The organism is Dehalobacter sp. DCM, from assembly GCF_024972775.1.
Lineage (GTDB): Bacteria > Bacillota > Desulfitobacteriia > Desulfitobacteriales > Syntrophobotulaceae > Dehalobacter.
This window is the reverse complement of sequence record NZ_CP092282.1, coordinates 2,188,213-2,213,318: the sequence shown is the minus strand read 5'-3', so window position 1 is coordinate 2,213,318 and position 25,106 is coordinate 2,188,213. Positions and strand designations below refer to the sequence as shown.

Below are 25,106 nucleotides of genomic sequence, written 5' to 3'. Positions count from 1 at the left end.
GTTATGACAAATCTATTTGATTATCCAAAATTCCTCTTAACTTTCTTAATAAATGATAAGATACCGCTGGATCGTTCATTTCTCACTTTTTTGCCGAGCAGACACTTGGCGATGTTCAGTACCTCAACGGCATATTCCGAGTTGGGCTGAGACAAAAAGAGTGGGTTTTGACTCTTTAAAGATTTTGTGACTTTTTTATCGTCATAAATCCAGCCGATCATGTCGGGTTGCAGTTTGAGATACTTAGCAGATGCCTTTTTAAACGTATCAAAGGATTTTATTGCTTCTGCTTCATTTTCACATCGATTGATAATCAGATACGGTGATATATTTGGATTTCGATAAGCCAACGCTTTGGTCAAGCCATAGGTATCCATCATGGCATGGGGCTCTGTGGTTGTGATCAGGAGCAAATCATCGGCAGCTTCCAAAAATTTAAGCACGACTTCCGATATTCCCGCACCCGTATCGATAAGGAAAATATCGCACTCGCTTTCAAGATCCGCAAAACCGGAGATAATCCGGTTAAACTGTATAGGACTAAGATTTGTCAAGGAAGAAATACCGCTTGACCCCGGAAGAACCTTGATGCCCCCCGGTCCTGGGGTCAGGATATCCTTTAATGTACATTCTCCTTTAAGAACGTGGGTCAGGTTTAACGGGTTATTGAGTTTGAGCAGCAGCTCGACATTGGCCATACCTATATCTGCATCCAAAATGATGACGCGTTTGCCCAGAGAGCTCAACGCCATCCCCAGATTAATCGCCAAGGAGGTCTTGCCAACACCCCCTTTGCCACTGCCAATGGCAATCACCCGAGATCTCTTCTTTAGTTTTTGAACGGTGGGTATGGTGACGCACCAACTTTGCTGGGCCGGCTGGCGTGAGATCACTTCTGAGGTTATGACCGTTTTGGAGTCCGGCAACAGCCAGCGAATGACAGTACCGATCGGGATTAATAAAAGATACCCTTTGTGCAGCGTAATCAATAATTCAAGTCGGTCGGGGTACACTTTCTTAATTTCAGTGGTATAGATATCATGGTAAAGTTCGGAGTTCGTGGTAAAATTCAGTTTCTGACCTTCAACAAATTGTGGCTCGTTCATTTATTTCCTCCCCGGATACCGCAATGCAATATATAATTTTCTACAAAGAAAGACAAGTTCCTTTTTCATCCTAACAAAAAAATACTTACAGAATAATTCACATATCGTAAGTATTTATACCATCTTCACAAAAAATGTCACGTCTTTTGCTATGATAGTTATTATATAAAGGGTAAATTGTTAAAAAAAACTATTTAATCCATCAGGATGCGATAATAACCTCGATGCCAAGCTGTTCCAGTTTTTTGATTTGTTCCGGAGCGGCACTATTGTCGGTTATAAATTTATTCACTTTATCCCATTTGGCAAAGATGTGATAAAAGATCTGACCGATTTTGGAACCATGCGCGACGAGTATAACTTCCCTCGCCGAAGCGATCATCGCTTGCTTGACTTCGGATTCGATCATACTCGATGTGGAGAGTCCTTTCTCTGCGCTGACTCCGGTAGCAGACAAAAAAAGCTTATCGGCATAAAATCCGTTCAAATTTTCTCTGGTCATTGGGCCTAACAGGGAGTATGTGGCTTTCTGTACTTCCCCGCCGGTCAAAACGGTGGATATATCATCACGCATAGCGAGCACTTCGGCTACTGCCAATGAATTAGTCACAACCGTGCTTTTTTTATTCAGTTCCAGGGCGATGGCCAAGGTCGTCGTCCCTGAATCCAAAATAACCGATTCCCCTTCATTGATGAGGCTGGCGGCTATTTTGGCTATCCGCAGCTTCTCTTCTTGGGCTTCACCCAGACGCGTTGTAAAATATGTATTCTTGATTTCTGGATTTTGGGGATATATTGCCTTGCCGTGCTCGCGTTGAATCAAACCCATTAAAGCAAGTTCTTTTAAATCCCTGCGGATCGTCATTTCCGATACATTGAATTCTTCCGCTAATTCTGCAACAGTCAAATGTCCGTGTTTTTGCAGTAAAAATCGGATTTTCTCCTGCCTGCCTGCTGTCACTCCTCCACCTCCCGATGCCTGATTATTAAAGAATAGAAACTGCACCTTCATAGACAACTCCGGAGAGCGCATCGACGGTAATGATTGTACCCTCCGGTATTTTTTCAGTTGCGTTTTGAGCGCCTACCACCGCTGGAATTCCATATTGCAAGGCAACGATCGCCGCATGTGACGTCAATCCACCGCGCTCGACGACGATTGCACCGGCTTTGGCGATGACCGGCAGCGTATCCGTATCGGTGATAGTCGCAATCAGGATATCCCCTTTGGAAAATTCCTCCGGGACTGTTGTTTTACGTGCTTTGCCCGAATACGATTTACGACCGATTCCTGTGCCTCTGGCCATAACGCTGCCAACTACCTGCACTTTGATCAGATTGGTGGCTCCAACCTTCCCCACAGGAACACCCGCAGTAAGCACAACAATATCACCGGTTTGAACCAAACCCTCATCCAGTGATTTCGTTACCGCTACGGAAAGCAGCTGGTCCGTTCCCGCGCTTTCCGAGACAAGAATGGTATGCACACCCCAACTTAAACTCAGACTCCTGGCGACTTCCGGATAAGGGGTTGTGGCAATGATCAATGTCTGCGGACGGTGCCGGGAAATCATACGGGCGGTTCTTCCCGACTGGGTTGGGGTGATAATCGAGGCCGCATTGAGATCGGCGGCAATTGCCGTGCTGGCGTGACCGATGGCTTCCACGATGTTCCGTCCTTTTTTCAATGGTACACTGGTTTTGAAATAGATCCCTTCTGCTTTCCGGGCAATCTTATCCATGGTTTGCACTGCTTCCACCGGAAAGGCACCGGCAGCTGTTTCTCCGGAAAGCATGATGGCATCGGTTCCGTCCAGGATCGCATTGGCGACATCGCTGGCTTCAGCCCGGGTTGGGCGGGGCTGCCGGATCATCGAATCGAGCATCTGTGTCGCAACAATGACGATTTTTCCCAGCGCATTGCACTTGGCAATGATCTCCTTTTGATACAGCGGAACCTCTTCCACCGGGATTTCCACCCCAAGATCACCCCGCGCGACCATGATGCCATCGACAACTTCCAAGATACTGTCAATATTAGCAATGCCTTCATGACTTTCAATCTTGGCAATGATTCTGACATCGGACTCCGCGTTTTCAACGATGCGGCGGACATCCAGAATATCCGCTGCTTTCTGCGTAAATGACGCTGCAATAAAATCAATACCGCTTTGCAGCCCAAAGGTAATGTCTTCGATGTCTTTTGCCGTCAGTGCGGGCAGATCGACCTTAACGCCGGGAACATTGACCCCTTTTTGCGATTTTAAGGTTCCCCCGTTGCAGACAGTGGTTGTGATTTTCCCTTCGGCAACCGCCGTCACTTCAAGATCGAGCAAGCCATCATCGATCAAAATATGGTTTCCAGGCGATACTTCCGACCAGAGTGCCGCATGCGTTATATAAACTCTGGCGGAAGAGCCCATTGTATTATCGCTGTCTAAAATGAATTTGCTGCCGTTTTCCAGCAGTACTCCCTGTTCCGGAACCAAACCGGTACGAATCTCGGGTCCCTTGGTATCCAAAAGGATGCCTAGATTGACACCGACATCATCCGCCGCCGCGCGAAGCGCCGCGATCCTTCGGCCATGCTCCTCATGGGTTCCATGAGAAAAATTAAGTCTGGCTACATTCATTCCTGCCTTGATCAGCTGTCTGATCTTATCCGGTTGTTCACTGGCTGGGCCGATCGTACAAATGATCTTGGTTCTTCGCATAGAGTACCGCCTCTTTTTCTAAAGTTTTATAATCCGCGGGCAGCCATCATCTTGATCAAGTCAATAACCCGGGTTGAGTAACCGGTTTCATTATCATACCACGCCAGCACTTTAACCATCTTGTCTCCGATGACCATGGTGGACAGGCCGTCGACGATAGAACTATTGTTATTGCCGTTATAGTCGCTTGAAACAAGCGGCATTTCATTGTAAGCCATGATTCCTTTTAACTCGCCATTGGCTGCTGCCTCCAGCTTGGCATTCACTTCTTCCTTGGTTGTCGGTTTGCTGACGTTGACAACAAAATCAACCAGGGATACGTTCGGGGTCGGTACACGTACGGCCATACCATTGAGTTTGCCCTTCAGTTCCGGAAGAACAAGCGCTACCGCTTTAGCTGCTCCGGTGGTCGTCGGAATCATGGATTGGAACGCTGCTCGCGCTCTGCGCCAATCGGAATGTTCAAAATCAAGGATACGCTGGTCATTGGTTACGGAGTGTGTTGTGGTCATCATGCCCTGTTCTATGCCGAATTCTTTCATAATGACCTTCGCAACCGGGGCCAGACAGTTCGTCGTGCAGGATGCGTTGGATATAATGTTATGCTGAGCTGGATCATATTTGTCGTCATTAACACCCATAACAATGGTGATATCTTCATTTTTTGCCGGTGCGGAAATAACCACTTTTTTTGCGCCGGCTGTCAGATGTTTGGATGCGCCTTCCCGATCTGTAAACCGGCCGGTGGATTCGATCACCACATCGATCCCCATTTCCTTCCACGGTAACGCTTCCGGATTTCTTTCAGCCAACAGTTTGATCGTACAGTTTTTTACTTTCATCATGCCGTCTTCTAAGGTAACATCGTAGGGCAGGATTCCATGCGTGGTGTCATATTTCAGCAGGTGAGCCAGCATATCCGCACTGCCAAGGTCGTTAACTGCGACAACTTCAAGATCAGGTGCCTCCGATTCCAAAAAAGCCCGTAAGCAAAGTCTTCCGATTCGACCAAATCCATTGATCGCTACTTTAACTGCCATGTTAATCATCCTCCAAAATGTTTATTTAAACATTATTATTCTGTGTAAATGAACATATTCCTGCCTTCAAATGTTAATTCGAACATATTTTTATCATATGCTCAACTATCAATAGATTCCCCAGATCTTTTAAAAACTTGCAATTAAATACTTAAAAATGCAGGTATTTATATTTATTTATTTTTGGGTGAGAAAATAATGTAACAAATACAAATAACAGGCATCAATAATGACGCCTGTTATGGCAATAAACACTTAATTTTCGGAGAATATGATTTCTCCTACATTGACGCTATCGACGAGATCAATATGAATTGTTTTCTTAGTAAAACCCTTTGGTAAAACCTCAATCGCGTATTTCCCGCTTTGGGGAAGCAATTTATCCACTTTAAAATCCCCAAAGGCATCCGTGACCGTTTCGGCAATCATTTTTTCGTCTTGATAGATCTTTACAGATACACCCTGCAGACAGTCAACAATACCATGCTTGTTTACTGCAACACTTCCGGCGATAAAGCAACGGTCGAAGCGGTACATGTTTTTGTAGTACACGGTTGGTTGGGTCTGGTACTCAGGGTACAAATTCTCAAGCTCATCTTTTTGGACCAACCGTTCCAGGTCAGCGTCTTCCAGATACTGCACGCTCAAAGCACCCGTCGGACAGACCTGCACACAGCGGGGCAGTTTCCAACCCTGGTCCAGCAAATGGGCACAAAGGGTGCATTTCTGGGCAACCTCTGCTTCCTCGTTCCAGGAGATCACCTCATACGGACAGCTATTCACCAGTTCTTTTTTCCCCTTAGCTTTCGCCGGGTCGATGAGAACAATGCCGTCCGGACGTTTGGTTACCGCACCTTCGCCAGCCTTGACACAGGGAGCATCGTCACAATGCATGCATGGTGTCGGTCTGTACGCCATATCAATCAACGGGTACTGACCTCTTTCCGCCCGCATGACATTCATCCAGCGCTGTCCAAGCTGTGGCTGCGGTTTACTGTAACCGGTCCATTCATTATCTACATGTTCGTCCTTACAAGCCATTAAACAGTTATTACAATCTTCGCATTTTTCAACATCGATGATCAAGTGCCACTTTTTCATCCGATGCTCACCTCCCCTTGCCACTTCCGGATCTCAATCAGACAGGAGTTCGATGCTCCGGCATGGGATTTTTGAATCATCATCCGGCTCGGTGTCAACTGATTGACGCAACCGCCTTTATCGGCCGAATACCCCGGTTCGCCCAACGGCTCGTAGAGCGCTGATGATTCATAGGCATGAACGGTTCCGGGTCTGATTCTCTCCGTAATTTGCGCAGCACAGATGACGGCTCCCCTGTCGTTATACAATTTCACCAGGTCATTTTCCTTAATCCCTCTCGCTGCGGCATCTAGGGGATTGATCCGGGCTACCCAGTAATAATAGCCGTCGATTAATACCCTGTGATCTTTGATGTCATTGACTGCACTGTTTTTGCTGCCGCTTTGGGTATGGAACGTATAGCGGGGATGCGGGGATATCATTTGAAGCGGGTATTTGTCGAATAATACCTTGGTATGCGGTCCTTCCCACGAGGGAATATATTTCATGATCGGGGGTCTTTCAGGATCATTGGGATCAAAACGCTTCAAGCTCGAGGATTCAAATTCAATTTTACCGGTTTGGGTTTGCAGGCCGTTTTTCCAGCCGTCGGCATAATCCCCCGGCAGCGGAGTCAGTTCCGGTGTATCTTTCAGTCTTCCCTCAGCAAACCAGCGGTAGGAAACTGGATCCCGCTTGGCTTCCGAAAGCGCCGGCACAACATAATAGCCCTTTTTGGCAAACTCTTTCCAGGATATTGCTTTGGGCAAATCCGTTGCCTCAAAATAGCGTTTGCACCAATCGAGTTCGGTATTTCCTTCTGTAAACGGAGCCCCTACCCCTAACCTTTTGGAAATTTCCGCAAAGATTTGATAATCGGACTTGGATTCACCCAACGGTTCGATACATTTATGCTGAAGAACGGCAACCCGATGGTTGCACTGGGTAAAGGCATGCTGGATATAGCCGCCGCAATTGGCAAATTCCCCGATGTCCCAACGTTCAAAGTTTGTGCAGGCCGGCAGGATGATATCCGCAAATTTCGCTTCCCCTTCGAACCAGATGGACTGGTTGACGACAAACTCCAAATCATCGGTCCGGTACATTCGGACATAGCGGTTGGTATCCACCATGGTGCCAAAATGTGAGCCGCCATATTTATAATACATTTTCACTTTGGAATGACCCGGTGACGGGTACTTATATTCGAAGAATTGCCCTTCAATAATTTTGGAGTTGGTTGGATACCCGACACATTCCCCATTCATGATGGCATCAGGGATTTTCAAACGCGGTATCGTCTGCTGAACCGTATTCATAGACGGGGTATTCGGCATTCTCTGGTACATCGTGACACCGGCAGCTGTTCCCATATAATCTCCCGACAGGCCGCCTTCGGCATAACCGGGAAAGAAAAAACGTGTATCCACAGGAGTTCCCTGTTGCATACCACCCATATTGATGCCCGGTTTTCCGAGTCCCTGCATCGCCATCAAACAGACCATGCCTCTGGCCCAGTCAATACCGGTAGCGGTACGGCAAGCTCCGCCAAAACCGATAATTCCTCCGGCAGCAAGATAAGTCTTCTTCGTTCCCCATTCCCTGGCTAAAGCCCGGATATCTTTCGCCGGTACGCCGGTCTCAGCTTCCTGCCATTCCGGGGTCTTGGGAATGCCATCCTCTTTGCCGAGAATATAATCTTTCCAGGTGTCAAAACCAACGGTCCTCTTTGCTACATATTCTTGATCGTAGAGGTCTTCCGTAATCCAGACATAGGCCAGGGCTAATATCATGGCACTATCTGTTCCGGGGCGAGGAGCGATCCACTTGCCGCCGAACAAGGCAGCCGTATGGTTGAAATACGGATCAATATGCACAAGTTTAATTCCAAGTTCTTTTAACCATTGACGCCTTACTGTTCCCTCATGGGCGCCATAGACGCCGCTGGTTGCTTCCGGATCACTTGACCAGAAGACAATCATTTCACAATTTTGCATGCAGTCTTCCAGCGTATTATAGGTTTCGCCGCCACCGTTGCGGGCGCTTTGCCCCCAGTGATGCGCAGCACCCCAGAACCAGCCTTCCCAGCTGTCCGGATTATGGTCGACGTTTGTCCAGCCAATGGTGTTAAAAAAACGGATCCGGCAGCTGAGCCAATAGCCGAGCGCGCCCCAGGTATGGTGAGAACCGCTGCTGTTCATGATCGCGCCGGGGCCATGTTCTTTTTTCATTCGTTTGATTTCCCCGGCTACAATATCCAGCGCTTCATCCCAGCTGATCCGTTCATAACCGGAGATTCCGCGGTTTTGCGGGTTTCTTTCACCTTTCGGGTCAAAATCAACCCGTTTCATCGGATAGAGCAGCCTGTCCGGGGAATAAATCATCGACTTCCAGGCCAGCGTATGCTGGGTAACCGTTGCCTTTCTGGGCGGAGTAAAGCTTTTACCGCGGGCATTAATGGTCCAGGGCTGTGCATCTGTATCATCAAACTCAATGGGCGTAATCCGAATGATTTTCCCGTCCTTGACATAAACAAAGACAGGACCACCGTTCGTATTATTTGTATATCTTTTCACGCCATTTCCCATATCCACACCATAATCCAGACCCGCTGTAAGCATCATACCCAGCGTTTCCGCAAACCAGATGCTCAATTCGTCCGATCCTTCAAGTTCAATCTGGAAACTTTTCGTGGCACTGACAAATTCCAGCATATCACGGTTTAATTTCATCATCCGGTTGGCTAAAGCAACATTATCAAAAGCCATGCTGACATCCGGACTGGGATGAATTCCAGATTTTGAAGTGACTTGACCACCCCGGAAAACGTAGTATCTTCCTTGCGAATTATCCCGCAGCTTAATCTGAACGGTCATGTTTTTCTCTTTAAGCCGATTGGCAAATGCCGGATACTTTTTGGCAGTAAGGTTCAGTAGCTTCTCCAAACCAAAAAGCAAGACGCCAAACTGCGTTTCTTTTAATGCCATTGCACTGTTCCTCCTTCTTTAGCTACTTTTACTAGTAGAATGATTCATAAATCGAACACCAACCCGAGCAAATCTATTGTATTTATATGTTAATGAGATTTAGGAATCGTTCTGCTAGTTCTTTAAATACTGACAGTTAATCTCTTTTAACGACCATGGCAATACCCTGTCCGCCCCCGATACAAAGTGTGGCCAGTCCACTTTTGGCCTGTCTGCGCTTCATTTCATGGAGCAACGTAACCAGAATCCGGGTCCCGGACGCTCCGATCGGATGACCGACTGCAATAGCACCACCATTGACATTGGTCAAAGCCGGATCAAGGTTTAATTCTTTCACAACACTTATAGCCTGCGAAGCAAATGCTTCATTGGCCTCAACCAGTTCAATATCTTCAATCGTCAGGCTGATTTTTTCCAATGCTTTCTTACTGGCTGGGATCGGTCCGGTTCCCATGACGAGCGGATCCACACCGGCGGAAGCCCAGGAAGCAATCGTAGCCAAAGGCTGAATCCCAAGTTCCTCTGCTTTTTCTTTGGACATGACAACAACTGCTGCTGCTCCGTCATTGATACCAGAGGCATTTCCTGCTGTAACACTGCCATCCGGTTTAAAAGCCGGACGCAGCTTGGCTAAGGAATCTTTGGTCGTTCCAAAGCGCGGAAACTCATCTTGACGGACAACCACCGGTTCGCCTCTACGCTGCGGGATTGTCACCGGGACGATTTCTTCCTCAAACTTCCCCTCACGAATGGCAGTTTCTGCACGGTTCTGACTTTGTGCTGCAAAAGAATCCTGTTCATCGCGGGAAATCTGATATTGTTCGGCAACATTCTCTGCCGTAATTCCCATATGGATATCATGAAAGGCATCACTCAAACCGTCTTTGATCATGGTATCGACCAATACCCCGTTACCCATCCGGTAACCATTACGTGCTTTAGGCAAAGTATACGCTGATGAAGACATATTTTCCATACCACCGGCGACGACAATTTCTGCATCTCCGGCCATAATCGCCTGGGCCGCACAAACGACCGCCTTTAAACCTGATCCGCAAACCTTATTCACGGTCCAAGCTGGTACTTCATTGGGGATACCGGCTTTGATTGCTGCCTGACGAGCAGGGTTTTGTCCCAGGCCTGCCGATAAGACATTCCCTATAATCACTTCTTCAACCTGATTCGGGCTGATTCCGGAACGTTTGATGGCTTCCTGTAAAACGAGGGCTCCGAGTTCGACTGCCGGAACCTCTCCCAAAGCACCGTTAAAATTACCAACTGGAGTACGAACGGCACTGACTATGACTGCTTGCTTCATCGTACTGCCTCCTATCTTGTGTATAATCCGAGGATTTTTCTTGTTTCATCCGGTGTGGCAATTTCTTTGCCCATCTCAGCCGCAATCCTTTTGGATCTCTCCACAAACTCTACATTGGATTTGGCCAGGACACCTTTCGCATAGAAGATATTGTCTTCCATCCCAATGCGGATGTTGCCGCCGAGGGCCAGTGCTGTATAGAGAATGGGCAGGTGCCCTTTTCCTATTCCCAGCGCACTCCAGGTAGCCTCTTTGGGGATTAGGCTTTTCAAAAATACCAGATTCTCGACAGTTGCTGTCATTCCGCCCGGCGCACCCAAAACGAATTGAAAATGCGGAGGGGAATCAAGTATTCCTTTTTGGAGATAGTACAAAGCATTATAGACCATCCCCGCATCAAAAACTTCAATTTCCGGCTTGACGCCATTTTCTTTCATGGCTGTTCCCAACTTTTCCAAAAAGCTCGGACTATTGATAAAAACAGAAGAATGGGACCAGTTCATTGAGCCGCAATCGTAGGAAGCCATTTCCGGTTTTAATTCCATAAACGGCTTCATTCTTTCTTCATCGCTTAAACCCAGGCCCCCGGATGTTGTAAGATTGAGAACGATATTGCAGCGTTCCCGAATCAGTTTCACCGTTTTTTCAAACTTTTCGAAGCTCATGGAAGCTTTATCTTCATCGTCCCTTACATGAATGTGTGCCATTGATGCTCCTGCCTGGTAACAGGCAAAAACCTCTTCGGCAATTTCTTCCGGCTGCAAGGGCACATACGGTGTATCTTTCTTGGTTGGCCAAGCACCTGTTGTTGCAACGGTTAAAATTACTTTTTCCATTATTCCGCCCCCAAAACATATATTATTTATCGTAAACGGCTTTCGAATTTTTTCTATTTTTTAGTTTTCTAATTTTCCGAATGATTCTTTTGAATATGTTGTGATTTGCATCAAAATTTAATTGAATTTAGTAACATTAATTAAGTTTAATATTGACAATTAAGTTTAACAACAACAAACTCAAAATAACACTGTAAATTTAAGGCATAACATTCATTTATCAATGCCTTTCTGTGTTGTTTTTTAAGTTTTTTGGTGAGATTGTATGATCTCACCAAAAAACCAGATTTACAATCAATTACAGAATAACCATATTTATATATTCCCACCGTAGGTGTATACTCTATCAGGTACTTTATTCAGATCATCTTCATCTATTTCAGCAACACAGCGAGCCATGGAGCCATCGCCCAGGTACCAGCGGAGCGGGAAGCAGTAGAATCTGAAGCGCTTACCGGAAACCTTATCCAAATCGCCGCCAAGATTTTCAACGCCGACAATGCCGTGACCTAGCAAGTACTTATGACAGGGCTCCCAGGTACCCCAGCAGCCAATTGCTTCCAGTGCACCGAATTTCTTGTCGTATGCTTCTTTCCCATGAACTTTAATGTAAGTTTCTTTATCAAATTCGGCATATGCTTCAATACCGAATTTTTCGATGTACTCTTCGGTGATCGGTTTGCCGGAAGCGCCCATGAGGTTCATCCGGGTCGCGCCGTTGTTGCCCATAGCGGTGTGAAGCGGATGATCCAGCGCCTGACTATCCATAGCGACGCACTTCACCTTGTGATCCACAAACCACTTGCCGGCGTCGATGCCGGTACCGCAGGAGTAATGATAGTACTCCTTGGAGTCGTCAAACTTACGATGCATACCGGTGTTTAAGGCAACAACCATTCCTTCCAGTTCACTGGGTTTTATACCGACTTTTTCACAGGCAGCCTCAAGATGTTTCGGACCGATCAGCCCCCAGCGCTCGATCTCGATAGGAAGGCAAATAGCATCACCCGTGTAGGCATCGACAGGCATTTCATGCGTATAACGCGCTCTTCTGCCATCGAATTCTATCTCCATCACGTGACGGGGAGCATCGCAATGCGTACCGGTGTGCATCGTGCAGGTGATCTTCTGCGTCAGAACGCCGCCTTTGGCCATGGTGTGCGCATTATCGATTACCGGCTTGTCGAAATAAGGCCAGCGAGGTATTTCCGCACTGAAGGGGTGGGTCAGGTCAATAAATATTTTTTTTCCCATTTTCTTGTTCCTCTTTCCTAATTTTCATTAACAATTTTATTTTAAGTCTTTGGTAACTTCGATCAGGTAATCCCGTAAACGCCTATTGGAGGAAGCGATCTCCTCCGCTGTCCATTTCTGATATCCTTGGCCTGTCTTAAAACCAAGGTCACCTTTTGCAACAAGCTCCTGTAAAAGTTTTGAAGGTTCATGCGCGTCTTCGAGATATTTCAAGATATAGCTGTGAATGTTCAAGGTCAGGTCCAATCCGATCATATCGGCATTTTCAAGAACCCCCAGGACCGGCCATCGGAGTCCTGGTCCGTAACGAAGTGCTTCATCAACTGTTTGCGCATCAGCGATACCGTGTTCTACCATGGAAAGTGCTTCCCGCCATACAGCGTGTTGCAGACGGTTGGCAATGAAACCGGGAATATCCTTCATGCATTTAACAGGCCTTTTTCCGATTTTTTTCAGGTGATCGTAAACCGCCTCCATGGTTTCATTGCTTGTTTCGTCACCTTTAACGACTTCGACAAGCGGAATGAGATAAGGTGGGTTCCAGAAATGGGTACCGACGATCCGGCTTTTATCCTGGCATTTGGATGCAATCTCCGTGATGCTCATCACGGATGTGTTTGTTGCCAAAATACAGTTCGTTTTGCACAGTTGTTCTATTTCTTGAAGCAAATTTTGTTTCAGTTCCATGATTTCCGGGATACATTCAACAATCAGGTCCGCATCCTTTACGGCCTCGTCTAAATCATTGGTAAAGGAGACTCGGCTTAAAATACTGCCTGCTGCGCCTTCCGTCATGGCTTTCTTCTCGATGAGTTGATTCAGATTGGCCCTTATTTCTGCCATGGGGTCTGATTTTTTAATTACATCCCGCATGATGACACGCGCATCTTCATCCTGGGCGAATACCTGTGCCAGTCCATTTCCCATGAGTCCGGCTCCAATGATGGTGACATTTCTGATTTTCATGATCAAGACCTCCGCTAGTTTGCCCAGTATCCGCCTTCAACCGCGACATTGGCGCCTGTCATAAAATCGCTGGCACTTGACGCAAGAAAAATACACGAACCTACAAAATCTTCCGGCTCACCCAGCCGTCCTATTGGTAGTCGTTTCAGGAAGTTTTTATAAACAGCACTTTCTTCATCAAACATCCACTCTGTTAAATCGGAGCGAAATACCGTCGGATTGATGGTGTTAACATTGATTTTGTATTTGGCGGACCACTCACAGGCCAGCGATTGAGCCATAAGGTCAATTCCAGCTTTCGCCGTGCAGTAGCCGGTATACCCGGCCATTCCCATTTTGGAGCGGGCTGAAGACACTAAAATCATTTTTCCGCCTTTGCCCTGGGCGATCATTTGCTTGCCGACATATTTACAGAAAAGCCACGTACCTTGAACATCGGAATCCATAATTTTCTTCCATTCAGTAAGTTCTTGTTCAACGATTGGCTGGGCGTGATTGTACCCAGCGGCTGTCAGAAGGATATTGATCTCGCCAAACCGTGCCACCGCATCCTGCACAATTTTAATCACGTCATCCTCATTGGAAGGATCCCCGACGGAATAACCGCATTCGATTCCCTGTGCAGCAAGATCATTGCAAAGCGCCTTGCATTTTTCGTCAGTCCGACCGGTAACAAAAAGTTTCATACCTGCAAATCCATAGCCGAAAGCGACCGCACGCCCCAGTGCCCCTGTCGCTCCAGTCAAAAGCGCAACTTTTCCTTTGACATCAAACAGATTGTTGACAAACTGTTGATTCACAACCACTTTTACGACCACCTATCATAAATTAAATTAGACATCCTATCATGTTTTTCATTATTTGACACGTCGTTGATCATTCATAACTTATTACGACTAATACAGCTGCCACCTGGTTTGTTTTGTTAATCATTGAACGTCCTTCATTGGGTCCAATAAACAGAGAATCCCCTTTTCTAAGCACAAATTCCTCGTGCTTTGATGTAACGACGATTTCTCCGTCTAAGACATAATAAATCTTTTCAGTGGGCGAATTTTCTTCATAAGCCCACTCTGCCCCGCCGCCAGGTAAAAAATAGGACATGCCCATCCAGAACTTGCTGGACCCTGATTCTTCCTTACCATGCAGTCTCAGGGCCGTCATGTCAAAATGTTTGGGAGCCTGATATGGTTTAACATCGTTAAGCGCAACCTTTTTCACTTTAACTTACCTCCTCTTGCGAAATACCCTTAATACGCCATGACACATAAATTATCGCTGATGATCAGATCGGCCTCCGTTGCTTTTTGTAAATCCTCAATTGATAATCCCGGCGCAATTTCCTTAACCAGTAATCCTTTTGGGGTAACTTCAAGCACCGCCATATTGGTTATGATCAAATCGACCTCCTTGCAGGCCGTCAAAGGCAGCGTACATTCTTTGAGAATTTTAGGTTCTCCGTCTTTGGTGGTATGCTCCATAGCAACAATGACTTTTTTGGCACCAACCACCAAATCCATGGCGCCACCCATTCCGGGTACCATCTTCCCCGGTATCATCCAGTTGGCAAGATTGCCATACTGATCGACCTGCAAAGCCCCTAGAACGGTTTTGTCAATGTGGCCTCCCCGGATCATGGCAAAAGACAACGTGCTGTCAAAAAAAGCCCCACCGGAAATAATACTGGTCGGTTTTCCGCCGGCATCAACCAAATTCCAATCTTCTTCCCCTTCTTTAGGTTTGGGGCCCATTCCGATAAAACCATGTTCGGCCTGAACAATCACCTGGATACCTTCGGGAATATAGTCCGTCGCCATCGTCGGCATACCAATACCTAAGTTGACAATATCACCATCGCTAAATTCTTTCGCTATTCGTCTGACGATCATTTCTTTTGCTGTCATACCTCTTCCCTCCTCAGTACAATGGCGTCAATGAAAATTCCAGGCAGCATGACATCTTCAGGGTCAATATCTCCAACACTGACACATTCTTCGACTTCGGCAATAACATAATCCGCAGCCGTGGCCATCGCCAGATTAAAATTCCGACCGGATCCCCTAAATATCAGATTACCCCATGAATCGGCTTTGAAGGCTTTAATTAAAGCCACGTTGGCTCTCAACGGCGTCTCAAGTAAATACGTGATCCCATTAACGTCAATCTTTTTTTTGCCGTTTTCAATAATCGTTCCAAGACCCGTCGGAGTGAGAAATCCCCCTAATCCTGCACCGCCGCACCTTATCCTTTCCACAAAGGTTCCCTGGGGGTTTAACTCTACAACAATCTCACCGCTATTCATCTTCCTGCCGGTTTCCGGATTGGTACCGATATGGGAAGCAATGAGTTTAGCTATTTTTCCTTTTTTAACCAGTTTTCCAACCCCAACCCCTTCAAAATCCGTATCATTACTGATACAGGTGAGATCTTTAACATTGGTCTCAGCCAAAACATCGAGAATATGTTTCGGGCTGCCGCATCCCATGAACCCACCAACCATGATGACACTTCCACTCTTAATGCATTCAATTGCTTCAGAGGCAGTCTTCAGCTTGTTTTTGCTCATCTTGATCCACCTTTTTGTTAATAATTGTGATGATGAAGTCTTTCACTTACAACAATATATTAAGCAAAAATCGTGCCAACTTAAAAAGCGCTTAATTTCAAGGGTTTTTTCCTGATTATTAAAAAGCACCGATACATAATTGTATCGGTGCTCCAATCGTTGTTTAGAAAAAGGCTATATTGCCACTTTCCCTTCTGATAATAAAATGTATCAGCTACTGATTCATAAGTGTATCGATTTTATTAAAGGATCATAATAAAAGTCAATCCTTGCAGAAAGCCTTCTCTCAGATTATCATCATCGGGTAAGAAATCCAATTCTTTTTTTAGTTCTTGAAACAATTCTAGGATTGTCAGTTCATTTGACACTAGATTTCACCCCCTTTATTTATAGATCCCATAATTGTGGACAAACTCATTGACGGCCTTCAGATTTTCAACATTGACATCGCCTTTAGAGAGCATAACAAGGTTAGTACCAAAAATATACCCACCACCGGGAGCACACACATCGATTACTTTCTTGGCGTGATCGATGCACTCTTCTTTGGTTCCATACCGCAATAAATTTAAAGACATCCCGCCGGCGATTGTAATTGTATCCCCGATTATTTTTTTGGCTCTAAAGATATCGTCTTTTTCCATAGCGCCAATTAAGAAGTTTTTTGGAAGCTCAAGTAAATAATCATAAAAGTTTTCCCAATTACCTTCCAGAAAAGCATAAACTTTGGCACCTTTTTCATGCAGTGCGAGTAATACTCTCTTATAGAAAGGCCAATAGAACTCACCAAATTGTTTTGCCGATAAATAATTAGGGATATGAAGGGGGGTAAATACCCATGGGAATGGTTCAAGTTTGGAAGCCCCTCCTATGGCTAACCCTATACAAAAATCGACCAGTTTTTCCGTTGCTGCTTTGACTTTGTCCGGATATCGCCTCAAGTCAGTGAGCGTGCCGCCAAATCCGCGATAATAGTCGAAGATCATATCCAAGGGGGATATAACATAGTTTCCTGCAGTTACCGGTACGCCATGTGTTTCCTTTAGATAGGCTACACCTTTTTGCATTTTTAGTCCAAAATCAGCTAATTCTAAAGCGGCCGCTTTGAGCGCCTGCTTGTTTTCGGGATAGGGTTTGCTTAATTCAGGATATTTCTTTTTGAAGATCGTATTGTATGTGAACATTAATGGATCGTCAATAAATGCATCATAATCACTTGCTTGCATTGGTGAAATTTCGGAGTGTTGAAGCGTTGTACCGTCCTGAGACACAAAGTAGGCATTGGAACCTAATTTAGAGTATAGTTTCATAGCACGGTTCAACGTAAAGCCTAATGTTCCATCAAAATAAATATCACCAAAAGGTTTGGCAAAGACCTCAATTTCTTTTTCATGGCTTTCCAGACATTCCGTAATGGTGGATTCAGCATACGATACCGCCCAAGTTTCAATGTTAGACAAAATCGGGACTCTGTCCGGTTCTTGGTGATTCGTTGTAGTAACAAACCGTTTGACCCTTTCCTCATACATGTTTGCTGTGTCCATTACATTTTCACCTTCCTCGAGTTTATTTATTTCGCAATTGCCTATTTAGCCCACAATTATTTGATTTAACACATAGGTGAATGTGAAAAAACATAACTGTTTTTCCACATTCACCTTTAGCAATAAAGAAGTCAAAGGTATAAAATTATTTAATCTTTATTTAGCCATCATTTCCGCAGCTTCACCAGAACGACTGGGTATTGCTTTATCCGATGCTTTTTCCGGCAAAATTAAATTCATGATGATCGCGGTTAAAGCACCAATACAGATTGCCGAGCCGAATAAATAGCTGAGAAGAGAGGGCATACTCTGGACTAGTGCGGGAGGAAGAACACTGACGCCAATGGTAACCAGAATGGAGGTACCGATCACGAGCGTATTACGTTCGGTAAACGGATAACTTCGGATACTGGCTAATCCGCTGGTGACAACCATAACACAGATGACACCATAGACTCCCCAGATAACCGAACTGGGAACGATCGCGATGAGATACATCAGCTTCGGACAAAGAGCCATGGCAATCGCGATGATACCGCCTCCAATCGCAGCATAGCGGCTAAATACTTTGGTTACGATCAAGACTCCTGAATTGGAAGCATAACTGGTGGTAGGCAGCCCTCCGATAAATGTACCGATTAAACAGCCAAGTCCTTCGCCGATTACGCCTCTGTCTAGCCGTTTCTTGTCCATCTTTTCTCCCGACATTTCTGAGATGGTAAACCAAGTCCCGACTGATTCAACCATAACAATTAACAAGATGAAGGTCATGGTGATCATGGCACTGATGTCAAACTTGGGAGGACCGAATGGTAAGAACTGAGGAATTGCAAACCAGGGAGCCGAAGCAACAGGCGACAAGTCGACATGCCCAAAGAAAGCGGCGACAACAGTCCCTAACACGATAGCATAAATAACAGATCCAATGGAAAGTATTCTTCCGATTTTATTTTTAATCTGTCCAAATCTCATGAAAACTATCATTGCTATAAACGTTACGCCTGCTTCCAAAAAGTTTATACCCGGCGTCCCAGGTAAGCCGATAATTGAATTCCAGGTAATAGGCATTAAAGCAATCCCAATAATTGTAATAACCGTTCCGGCAACAAGTCCCGGAATAAGTTTATTTACAATTATACTAAAAGTTTTTGTTAACCCGAGAAGCATAAGGATAACTGAGGCTGCTATGATGCCTCCGAACACCGTTGCAAAGTCTGCTTTGACAGCAATTGAAATGACGGCGCCAAAGATAGCAAAGGACATTCCTTGAATAACCTGATATCTAAGAAATAAACCTGATTGAATAATCGTTGCAATCCCACATGCTAAAAAGGTGCTTGCAATAAGGGCGGCTGCCGCACTGACATTCATTTGCATAATACCGATAATAACAATAGGACCTAAAAACAAATTGCATGCCAATACCGACTGAAAACCAAAAAATAATGATTGCTTAATGCTCAGTTTTTCGTCAGAACCGATAATATCTTGACCGGCTAATTTCATATAAATCCTCCCCTATAAATATACCTAGTCTTTTTTTAGTTCTGAATTTTTTACTCATTTTGCTGCATTAATTTTATCTCTGATCCGAACCTCCTCTCGTTTGGAAAAGAGCTTTAGCCCTTGTTAGTTTAACCAACCTTGACAGATCTTCACACCTTCAGCAGCATTGGTGGTAAAAGCATCCGCCCCGATTTGTTCACACGCCTCTTTGGTCACCGGGTTTCCTCCGATAATAATTTTCACACTGTCTCTCAGTCCTGCTTCTTTTAAGGCATCGACTGTATTCTTCATGGCATCGAGGGCCAGGGTCAGTACACCGCTCATACCCACAATCACAGGATGGTGTTCTTTAACTTGATTAACAAATTCGCTGGCAGGTTGATCGATTCCCAAGTCGACTACTTTAAAACCGGCGGCTTCGGCCATGCTCCTGAAAATATTTTTACCGATATCGTGTAAGTCACCGGAAACAGTTCCTAAGATGATCGTCCCGGCATTATTTTCGTTTTGGGAACCGAGAATAGGTTTTAGCATCTCTATGGCACCGGTTAGGAGTTCTCCTGCAAAAATCAAATCACCAACAAAGTATTCACCTTTTTCAAATAAATCTCCGACGACAGCCATCCCATTCTGACAAGCAGCCACTACCTTTTGGGCATCTTCTTCTGTTGGATTCGAGCTGATAAACGTGTTAAGCAGGTTTAGTACATTTTCTTCGTCAAGTTCCCCTACAGCTTTTGTTATCGCATCTAAATTTGCCATTTCATTTCCTCCTGTTATTTTTTATAATAATTTAATGATTTCATACCATTGTATAAGCACAAAGTGTGCCAACTCAAAAATCCGCCAAAAATAAGTGTTTTTCCTTTTTCATACTTACCCTGTGATACATTACTGTATCGTTATGATTTTGTATTCAAAAAGATATGCTTATTTTAACCCTTCTCTTGTTGATACAGTAATGAATCACCTACCGATTCATTACTGTATCTCCCGTTTTTTCAAACCGTGTTTACATTACCAGCCACATGGTGAAAGCAAAGACCATTTCCTCATAAGACTGCGTATTCGCTGCAATAACATCTTCATTCTCACAATCAATGGTGTTCTTTTCAAGATAATCCGACCACGACGTATAATATTCCGATTTAAATTCCATAATGGAATACCTCCCTATCACTATTTTTAATAGACGGCATATTCTTTGACAAACTCGTTGACAGCAATGATGTTTTCAGGCTTGGCATCCTTGAGATTTAAGGCAACTTTATCGAAAGAAAAAATATAGTTTCCGCCTGGTGCCAGGATATCAATCATCTCCTTGGCCTTATCGATACACTCTTGCTTTGTGCCCCTAGCCAGTAAAGTCAACGGGTACAGGCCGGAGATAATATGCTTCTTACCTACTTTTTCTTTAATCACTTTAGGGTCGCCATATTCGAACATCATCTGGGTCCCTGCCGGCAATTCATTCAAATAATCAAGGAATCTTGTCCAATCTTGTTCAACAAATAAGAGAGGTGCTGCTCCAGCTTCCCATAACGCATCAATGAGTCGTTTAAATGTCGGCCAATAGAATTTTTCAAAGTCTTTTTCTCTTAAATAGGGCGCCATATGCAACGGAATAAACGTTCTTTTTTGTCGTGAGGAATGCGGTTTGACGCCTGACTTGAGCATCATTGGCAGGACAGCTTCACAGGCTTTTAGTACTTTATCCGGATATCTTCGGATATCGGTACTGATGCCGCTGAAGCTTCTGAATTGGTCCGCTACCTGATCAAACGGCGCTATCGTTTGACAGCCAACACGGTCGTAAGCAAGCCCGTATTTTTCCGCCATCAAATCGTGATGGGCAAAGATTTGACCAAAAATATCACTATGGGCTTTCATGGCCTTGGCAAAGACCATGGCTTTCTTTTCCGGTGTCGTATCCAAATTCTTATAGAGACGGGGCAATATCTTGTCATGGGTGAATTTATACGGGTCATTAATCATTTCGTCATACTCTTCCGGTTGCATGCCTGTAACTTCGGGATGCTGAATTTGACCTTCCGAGCTCATAACAAAATTGACGGCGCCTAAGATATTATAGACCGGCATTATTCGGGTAAAGGTTGCCGGATTAATATCCGATTGGAAAGACTTTGCTCCAAATTCCACCATGTCCTTAAAATGGTCAACATCCCATTGGGCTCTTTTTAGATTAACACCGGCATACTGCATGATGTAGGTGATATCCATCCAGGTGTAAACGGGTACTCTCTTTGGAATCCTCCCTTCATCAATATCAATAAACAGTTGATTTGTTTCCTTAGCTTGTTCCAACATCATCATTGATCTACTTCCTTTCAACATATTGGCATCTGTCGTTAATTGGTTGTCAGTATTATTGCCAGAATATTCTTTTAACTTATTTTACAATTAATACTGCCCCTTTCAAATTTAGTATGATGCAGTTAATATTCTTCTATTTCTGCTCATAGTAAGTGCAAAAACCGTGCCAACATATAAATGGCTTTATTCTAGGTGTTTTTTTATTGATTAAGATTAATAATTGATACATAAATGTATCAAAACAGAATAAACAAAAAAGAGAACTGCCTATGTCTAGGCCTTTCTCTTCCGATAAATATTCGTATCAGTAATCGATTCAATAATGTATCAGTTGCTTGTTTTAATTCCTAATTCTCTTGCTTTTCGTAAGACCGTCGGTTGACTGACGCCCAAAACGACAGCGGCTTTATGCGTACTGCCATAAGTTTTCAATGCTTTTTCGATGATTTGCTTTTCAACCATATCAACGGCCTGCTTAAGGGTTAAGTCCTTTTTATCAAAAAAATCAGAAATAATGTTGCTGTTGTCCGTAATATTTAGGATATTATGGGGCTTAATAACAGGCTCTTTGATAATGACAACCAGCTGTTCGATAATATTCTCCAACTCCCGAACATTGCCAGGCCAATTATATTGCTGCATGAGTTCAATCGCAGCAATTTCGAAGGATTTATTCTGTTTATATTTTTCGTTGAATTTTTCCAAAAAACAATTGATCAATAACGGGATATCCTCCTTCCGCATGCGAAGCGGAGGAATATGAATCGGGACAACATTCAGCCTGTAATACAAATCCTGACGGAACTTTCCTTCAGCGACCTGGTGCTCCAATTTTTGATTTGTCGCAGCGATAACCCGCACATCGAGTTTTATAGATTTCGTGCCTCCGAGCCTTCTTATCTCTTTTTCCTGAAGTGCACGTAAAAGCTTAGACTGTAGGCTTATCGGCATTTCTCCGATTTCATCCAGAAGAATAGTCCCCGAATTAGCGATCTCAAAAAGACCGAGTTTTTCTTTATTTTGGGCACCGGTAAAAGCGCCTTTTTCATAACCGAATAATTCCGATTCCAATAAAGATTCGGGAATAGCAGCGCAATTCACCTTAATATAAGGGGCTTTTTTACGCGGACTCATTTTATGGATTTCTCTGGCTACGACTTCTTTGCCAACGCCGGTTTCTCCGGTTATAAGTACGGTTGCATCAACCTGGGCAACCTGAGTAATCAATTCTTTCAACTGATGCATACGCGTACTGTTGCCGATTAGTTCACTTTTGTGAATCTCTTTTGACCGAAAATATTGCAATTCATCGCGATATTTCTGAGTCATTTTCTCCGTATGTTCCAATTGATCCTGTAACTTTACCAGCTCCGTGACATCTCTCATTACGATCAAAACCTGAGTCACATCGCCATTATTGTCAAAAATCGGATTCCCGGTGATAACTATTTTTTTATCCTTCATCACGATTGTGGCCGAAAGCTTTTCTTTTTTCTCCAAAACTACTCTGCCAATCGGTTTTTGGACAATACTTCTGTTTATTAGCTCTTCAACCGGATGACCGATGATTTCATTTTCTTCAATTCCGGTCATCTTTGTAAATGCTTTATTGACAGCTATAATAATCCCTTTGCTATCAATAATATAGATACCATCGGATAAAACATCCCCAATGACAAAAGCCTCTAACTCACGCTCTTTGAGAAGACTTAATTCCTTAGTTATTTGTTTAATATCGCGGGAAAGCTGATTATTCTTTTCCATGAGCATTTTTACGGTTTCCGAATCGGATAATCCCATAGATAGTGATAATGCGGTAATCTCTTTTTTTACCTCAGGGTCAATTTCGATCAGGCTATTTGGCATACGCTCTCTCCTCGGATAATCTCATTCAAATAAGCATTTTGCCGCTGTCCAAAATTACGCACCGCGTCACATAATCCATAAAATAATAGAAAACATAATGATTGCAGTTTGATTGTATACCTAAAGACTGTATTCCGCAATATTCCATAGAATCAAGTTGCTATCTGGTTGATTAGTGAAGCCAGATAGCCGGCACCAAATCCATTGTCGATATTGACGACGCCGATCCCCTCCGCGCAGCTGTTCAGCATGGTCAATAACGGTGCTATTCCCCCGAAATTGGCGCCATAGCCGACACTCGTCGGCACGGCGATGACCGGACGGGAAACCAATCCGCCGACAACGCTGGGCAGGACGCCATCCATGCCGGCGACGACGATCAGGACGTTGGCTTGCTGGAGTTTGTCAGACTCCGCTAGCAGGCGGTGGAGACCGGCAACCCCGGTATCATAGAGACGCTCAACACGATTTCCCATTGCCTGGGCAGTAACTGCCGCTTCCTCTGCCACCGGCAGATCCGATGTGCCTGCGGTCACGACCAAGATATTACCGACGGCGCGTTGTTCCCCTTTGCGAATTAGAATCGTTCTGGAAATCGCATTGAATTCGGCTGTTGGGATCTCCTGATGCACGCAATCAAATATTTCTTTGTTAGCCCGAGTAGCCACAACATTCTGCCCGGATCTTTCATAGAGTTTTTTGGCGATCTGCAGAATTTGATCCGTCGTCTTCCCGGGGCAAAAGATCGCTTCAGGAAAACCCTTGCGATGCTCCCGCTGTATATCCAAACGTGCAAAACCCAAATTGCTACCGTACAGCTGTTCAATCCACTGCTGCCCTTCTTCCACAGTGATCATCCCTGTCTGTACCTGATTAAGAATTTCTTTGATATTTTCTTTCATGCTCTTCTCACTCTCAACCTTTAGTGCCATCGAATATTATGTTCTGATTTATCACGAGCTTAACTGCTTTTCAGGAGGGGTTTTCCAGCAGTGCCAACAGTAAATCGACAGCGGCTTCAATATCTTTCTTTGCCGCTATCTCATTCGGTGTATGCAAATGCCGAACGGGCAAAGACAGTCCGCCGGTTGGTATCCCTCCCCGGGTCAGGTGAACAGGCCCGGAATCGGTACCTCCGCCTGTGATGACTTCCCATTGATACGGAATCCGATGCGTTTCGGCAATATCCGCCATCCAGTTTTTAATTGCCGGTGACACGACGATGGAATGGTCCATGACCATAATCGCAACACCTTTATTCATTGCCGTCCGGTGCATCTCCAGCTCTTTGGGATCATCATAGCTAAAGGTCGTATCGACATTGAGTGCTAAATCAGGGTACAGAGCATAGGCCGCCGTTTTTGCCCCCCGTGATCCCACTTCTTCCTGGGCTGTAAAGACAAAATACAAGTCATTTTCACTGGACACAGCTTTTAAGGCTTCGATAGCGATGAAACAGCCGGCCCGATTATCCAACGCCTTGGAGATGACGCTGGTTTCAGTTTCCTTATAATCACCGGCGAAAACAGCCATATCACCTTCCTGTACCAGCTTCCGCGCCTCTTCCTCATTAGCCGCACCGATATCGATATATAACTTAACCGAAGTCAGGTCATCTGTTTTTTTCTTGTCTTCCTGGCAGACAGTCCCGACCACCCCACTCTCAAAAATAAAACGTTGAGCGATCAGGACATTTTTCCGAATGCCGCCGATCGGGGCGAAATACAAATAACCGCGTCGGTTGATATGGGTGACGATAATCCCGACTTCATCCATGTGGCTGACGATCATTATTTTCTTACCTGAACCTTTTTTTCTAACGATCATATTACCGAGTATATCTGTTTCTGTTGCGTCGGCGTCGTTCTTGACCATTTCCCCGATCCTGACAGCGACTTTGTGTTCGTTGCCTGAAGGGCCATAGGTCTGGGTCAGCTTCTCCAGTAATGTGTAATCTAACGGTTTTCTCTGCACCTGCAGGACCTCCCT

23 protein-coding genes are annotated in these 25,106 nt (G+C 44.8%); all 23 read right to left on the bottom strand.

Going from position 1 to position 25,106, the window contains the following annotated elements:
* Positions 1–20: 20 nt before the first annotated feature.
* Entirely contained in the window at positions 21–1,106 is a 1,086-nt protein-coding gene (locus LPY66_RS10290; protein WP_337987970.1) for a MinD/ParA family protein, read from the bottom strand.
* A gap of 202 nt (positions 1,107–1,308) precedes the next feature.
* The gene (locus LPY66_RS10285; RefSeq protein ID WP_337987969.1) at positions 1,309–2,067 is read right to left on the bottom strand and encodes a DeoR/GlpR family DNA-binding transcription regulator; all 759 of its coding nucleotides are present in this window, start codon (positions 2,065–2,067) and stop codon (positions 1,309–1,311) included.
* A gap of 25 nt (positions 2,068–2,092) precedes the next feature.
* Positions 2,093–3,820 (bottom strand): pyruvate kinase, encoded by a 1,728-nt coding sequence (gene pyk, locus LPY66_RS10280; RefSeq protein WP_337987968.1) that lies wholly within the window; start codon positions 3,818–3,820, stop codon positions 2,093–2,095.
* Between the two features lie 26 nt (positions 3,821–3,846).
* On the bottom strand, positions 3,847–4,860 hold the full coding sequence (gene gap, locus LPY66_RS10275; protein ID WP_337987967.1) for a type I glyceraldehyde-3-phosphate dehydrogenase: 1,014 nt from the start codon (positions 4,858–4,860) through the stop codon (positions 3,847–3,849).
* A 255-nt stretch (positions 4,861–5,115) separates the two neighbouring features.
* Complete coding sequence (locus LPY66_RS10270; protein ID WP_337987966.1) at positions 5,116–5,961, bottom strand: 4Fe-4S dicluster domain-containing protein; 846 nt, start codon at positions 5,959–5,961, stop codon at positions 5,116–5,118.
* Positions 5,958–8,927, bottom strand: a complete 2,970-nt coding sequence (locus LPY66_RS10265) for a molybdopterin-dependent oxidoreductase (protein WP_337987965.1) — start codon at positions 8,925–8,927, stop codon at positions 5,958–5,960. Before LPY66_RS10265 ends, LPY66_RS10270 begins: the two co-directional genes overlap by 4 nt.
* 136 nt (positions 8,928–9,063) lie before the next feature.
* Positions 9,064–10,245 carry an acetyl-CoA C-acetyltransferase gene (locus tag LPY66_RS10260; protein ID WP_337987964.1) on the bottom strand — a complete coding sequence of 394 codons (1,182 nt, stop codon included), beginning with the start codon at positions 10,243–10,245 and terminating at the stop codon, positions 9,064–9,066.
* 11 nt (positions 10,246–10,256) lie between these two features.
* On the bottom strand, positions 10,257–11,081 hold the full coding sequence (locus tag LPY66_RS10255; protein WP_337987963.1) for a 3-keto-5-aminohexanoate cleavage protein: 825 nt from the start codon (positions 11,079–11,081) through the stop codon (positions 10,257–10,259).
* 315 nt (positions 11,082–11,396) lie between these two features.
* A complete protein-coding gene (locus tag LPY66_RS10250; protein ID WP_337987962.1) occupies positions 11,397–12,335 on the bottom strand; it encodes a cyclase family protein in 939 nt (312 codons plus the stop codon).
* 36 nt (positions 12,336–12,371) lie between these two features.
* The gene (locus LPY66_RS10245; RefSeq protein WP_337987961.1) at positions 12,372–13,301 is read right to left on the bottom strand and encodes a 3-hydroxyacyl-CoA dehydrogenase family protein; all 930 of its coding nucleotides are present in this window, start codon (positions 13,299–13,301) and stop codon (positions 12,372–12,374) included.
* A 14-nt stretch (positions 13,302–13,315) separates the two neighbouring features.
* Positions 13,316–14,107 (bottom strand): SDR family NAD(P)-dependent oxidoreductase, encoded by a 792-nt coding sequence (locus LPY66_RS10240; RefSeq protein WP_337987960.1) that lies wholly within the window; start codon positions 14,105–14,107, stop codon positions 13,316–13,318.
* Positions 14,108–14,177: 70 nt separating this feature from the next.
* Positions 14,178–14,522, bottom strand: a complete 345-nt coding sequence (locus LPY66_RS10235) for a cupin domain-containing protein (RefSeq protein ID WP_337987959.1) — start codon at positions 14,520–14,522, stop codon at positions 14,178–14,180.
* Between the two features lie 29 nt (positions 14,523–14,551).
* Positions 14,552–15,205, bottom strand: coding sequence for a CoA transferase subunit B (locus LPY66_RS10230; RefSeq protein WP_337987958.1), 654 nt, complete (start codon positions 15,203–15,205; stop codon positions 14,552–14,554).
* Entirely contained in the window at positions 15,202–15,867 is a 666-nt protein-coding gene (locus tag LPY66_RS10225) for a CoA transferase subunit A (protein ID WP_337987957.1), read from the bottom strand. The genes LPY66_RS10230 and LPY66_RS10225 overlap by 4 nt, the downstream gene beginning before the upstream one ends.
* Positions 15,868–16,109: 242 nt before the next feature.
* A complete protein-coding gene (locus LPY66_RS10220) occupies positions 16,110–16,235 on the bottom strand; it encodes a hypothetical protein (RefSeq protein ID WP_337987956.1) in 126 nt (41 codons plus the stop codon).
* A gap of 15 nt (positions 16,236–16,250) precedes the next feature.
* The gene (locus tag LPY66_RS10215) at positions 16,251–17,411 is read right to left on the bottom strand and encodes a uroporphyrinogen decarboxylase family protein (RefSeq protein ID WP_337987955.1); all 1,161 of its coding nucleotides are present in this window, start codon (positions 17,409–17,411) and stop codon (positions 16,251–16,253) included.
* Positions 17,412–17,567: 156 nt separating this feature from the next.
* On the bottom strand, positions 17,568–18,917 hold the full coding sequence (locus LPY66_RS10210; RefSeq protein WP_337987954.1) for a uracil-xanthine permease family protein: 1,350 nt from the start codon (positions 18,915–18,917) through the stop codon (positions 17,568–17,570).
* A gap of 123 nt (positions 18,918–19,040) precedes the next feature.
* Positions 19,041–19,679: a cobalamin B12-binding domain-containing protein gene (locus tag LPY66_RS10205; protein WP_337987953.1), complete on the bottom strand. Its 639-nt coding sequence runs from the start codon at positions 19,677–19,679 to the stop codon at positions 19,041–19,043.
* A gap of 250 nt (positions 19,680–19,929) precedes the next feature.
* Positions 19,930–20,076 carry a hypothetical protein gene (locus LPY66_RS10200; RefSeq protein ID WP_337987952.1) on the bottom strand — a complete coding sequence of 49 codons (147 nt, stop codon included), beginning with the start codon at positions 20,074–20,076 and terminating at the stop codon, positions 19,930–19,932.
* Positions 20,077–20,102: 26 nt separating this feature from the next.
* Entirely contained in the window at positions 20,103–21,245 is a 1,143-nt protein-coding gene (locus tag LPY66_RS10195; RefSeq protein ID WP_443112485.1) for a uroporphyrinogen decarboxylase family protein, read from the bottom strand.
* Positions 21,246–21,578: 333 nt separating this feature from the next.
* Positions 21,579–23,117 (bottom strand): sigma-54 interaction domain-containing protein, encoded by a 1,539-nt coding sequence (locus tag LPY66_RS10190; protein ID WP_337987950.1) that lies wholly within the window; start codon positions 23,115–23,117, stop codon positions 21,579–21,581.
* Positions 23,118–23,269: 152 nt separating this feature from the next.
* Complete coding sequence (gene larB / locus LPY66_RS10185) at positions 23,270–24,019, bottom strand: nickel pincer cofactor biosynthesis protein LarB (protein ID WP_337988067.1); 750 nt, start codon at positions 24,017–24,019, stop codon at positions 23,270–23,272.
* Positions 24,020–24,089: 70 nt separating this feature from the next.
* Positions 24,090–25,097: a M42 family metallopeptidase gene (locus tag LPY66_RS10180; RefSeq protein ID WP_337988066.1), complete on the bottom strand. Its 1,008-nt coding sequence runs from the start codon at positions 25,095–25,097 to the stop codon at positions 24,090–24,092.
* Positions 25,098–25,106: the final 9 nt, after the last annotated feature.

Coding starts and splice junctions, on each gene's coding strand:
- LPY66_RS10290 (WP_337987970.1), bottom strand. CDS start 1,106: ATGAACGAGCCACAATTTGTTGAAGGTCAGAAACTGAATTTTACCACG.
- pyk (WP_337987968.1), bottom strand. CDS start 3,820: ATGCGAAGAACCAAGATCATTTGTACGATCGGCCCAGCCAGTGAACAA.
- gap (WP_337987967.1), bottom strand. CDS start 4,860: ATGGCAGTTAAAGTAGCGATCAATGGATTTGGTCGAATCGGAAGACTT.
- LPY66_RS10270 (WP_337987966.1), bottom strand. CDS start 5,961: ATGAAAAAGTGGCACTTGATCATCGATGTTGAAAAATGCGAAGATTGT.
- LPY66_RS10265 (WP_337987965.1), bottom strand. CDS start 8,927: ATGGCATTAAAAGAAACGCAGTTTGGCGTCTTGCTTTTTGGTTTGGAG.
- LPY66_RS10260 (WP_337987964.1), bottom strand. CDS start 10,245: ATGAAGCAAGCAGTCATAGTCAGTGCCGTTCGTACTCCAGTTGGTAAT.
- LPY66_RS10255 (WP_337987963.1), bottom strand. CDS start 11,081: ATGGAAAAAGTAATTTTAACCGTTGCAACAACAGGTGCTTGGCCAACC.
- LPY66_RS10250 (WP_337987962.1), bottom strand. CDS start 12,335: ATGGGAAAAAAAATATTTATTGACCTGACCCACCCCTTCAGTGCGGAA.
- LPY66_RS10245 (WP_337987961.1), bottom strand. CDS start 13,301: ATGAAAATCAGAAATGTCACCATCATTGGAGCCGGACTCATGGGAAAT.
- LPY66_RS10230 (WP_337987958.1), bottom strand. CDS start 15,205: ATGACAGCAAAAGAAATGATCGTCAGACGAATAGCGAAAGAATTTAGC.
- LPY66_RS10225 (WP_337987957.1), bottom strand. CDS start 15,867: ATGAGCAAAAACAAGCTGAAGACTGCCTCTGAAGCAATTGAATGCATT.
- LPY66_RS10215 (WP_337987955.1), bottom strand. CDS start 17,411: ATGGACACAGCAAACATGTATGAGGAAAGGGTCAAACGGTTTGTTACT.
- LPY66_RS10210 (WP_337987954.1), bottom strand. CDS start 18,917: ATGAAATTAGCCGGTCAAGATATTATCGGTTCTGACGAAAAACTGAGC.
- LPY66_RS10205 (WP_337987953.1), bottom strand. CDS start 19,679: ATGGCAAATTTAGATGCGATAACAAAAGCTGTAGGGGAACTTGACGAA.
- LPY66_RS10200 (WP_337987952.1), bottom strand. CDS start 20,076: ATGGAATTTAAATCGGAATATTATACGTCGTGGTCGGATTATCTTGAA.
- LPY66_RS10195 (WP_443112485.1), bottom strand. CDS start 21,245: ATGTTGGAACAAGCTAAGGAAACAAATCAACTGTTTATTGATATTGAT.
- LPY66_RS10190 (WP_337987950.1), bottom strand. CDS start 23,117: ATGCCAAATAGCCTGATCGAAATTGACCCTGAGGTAAAAAAAGAGATT.
- larB (WP_337988067.1), bottom strand. CDS start 24,019: ATGAAAGAAAATATCAAAGAAATTCTTAATCAGGTACAGACAGGGATG.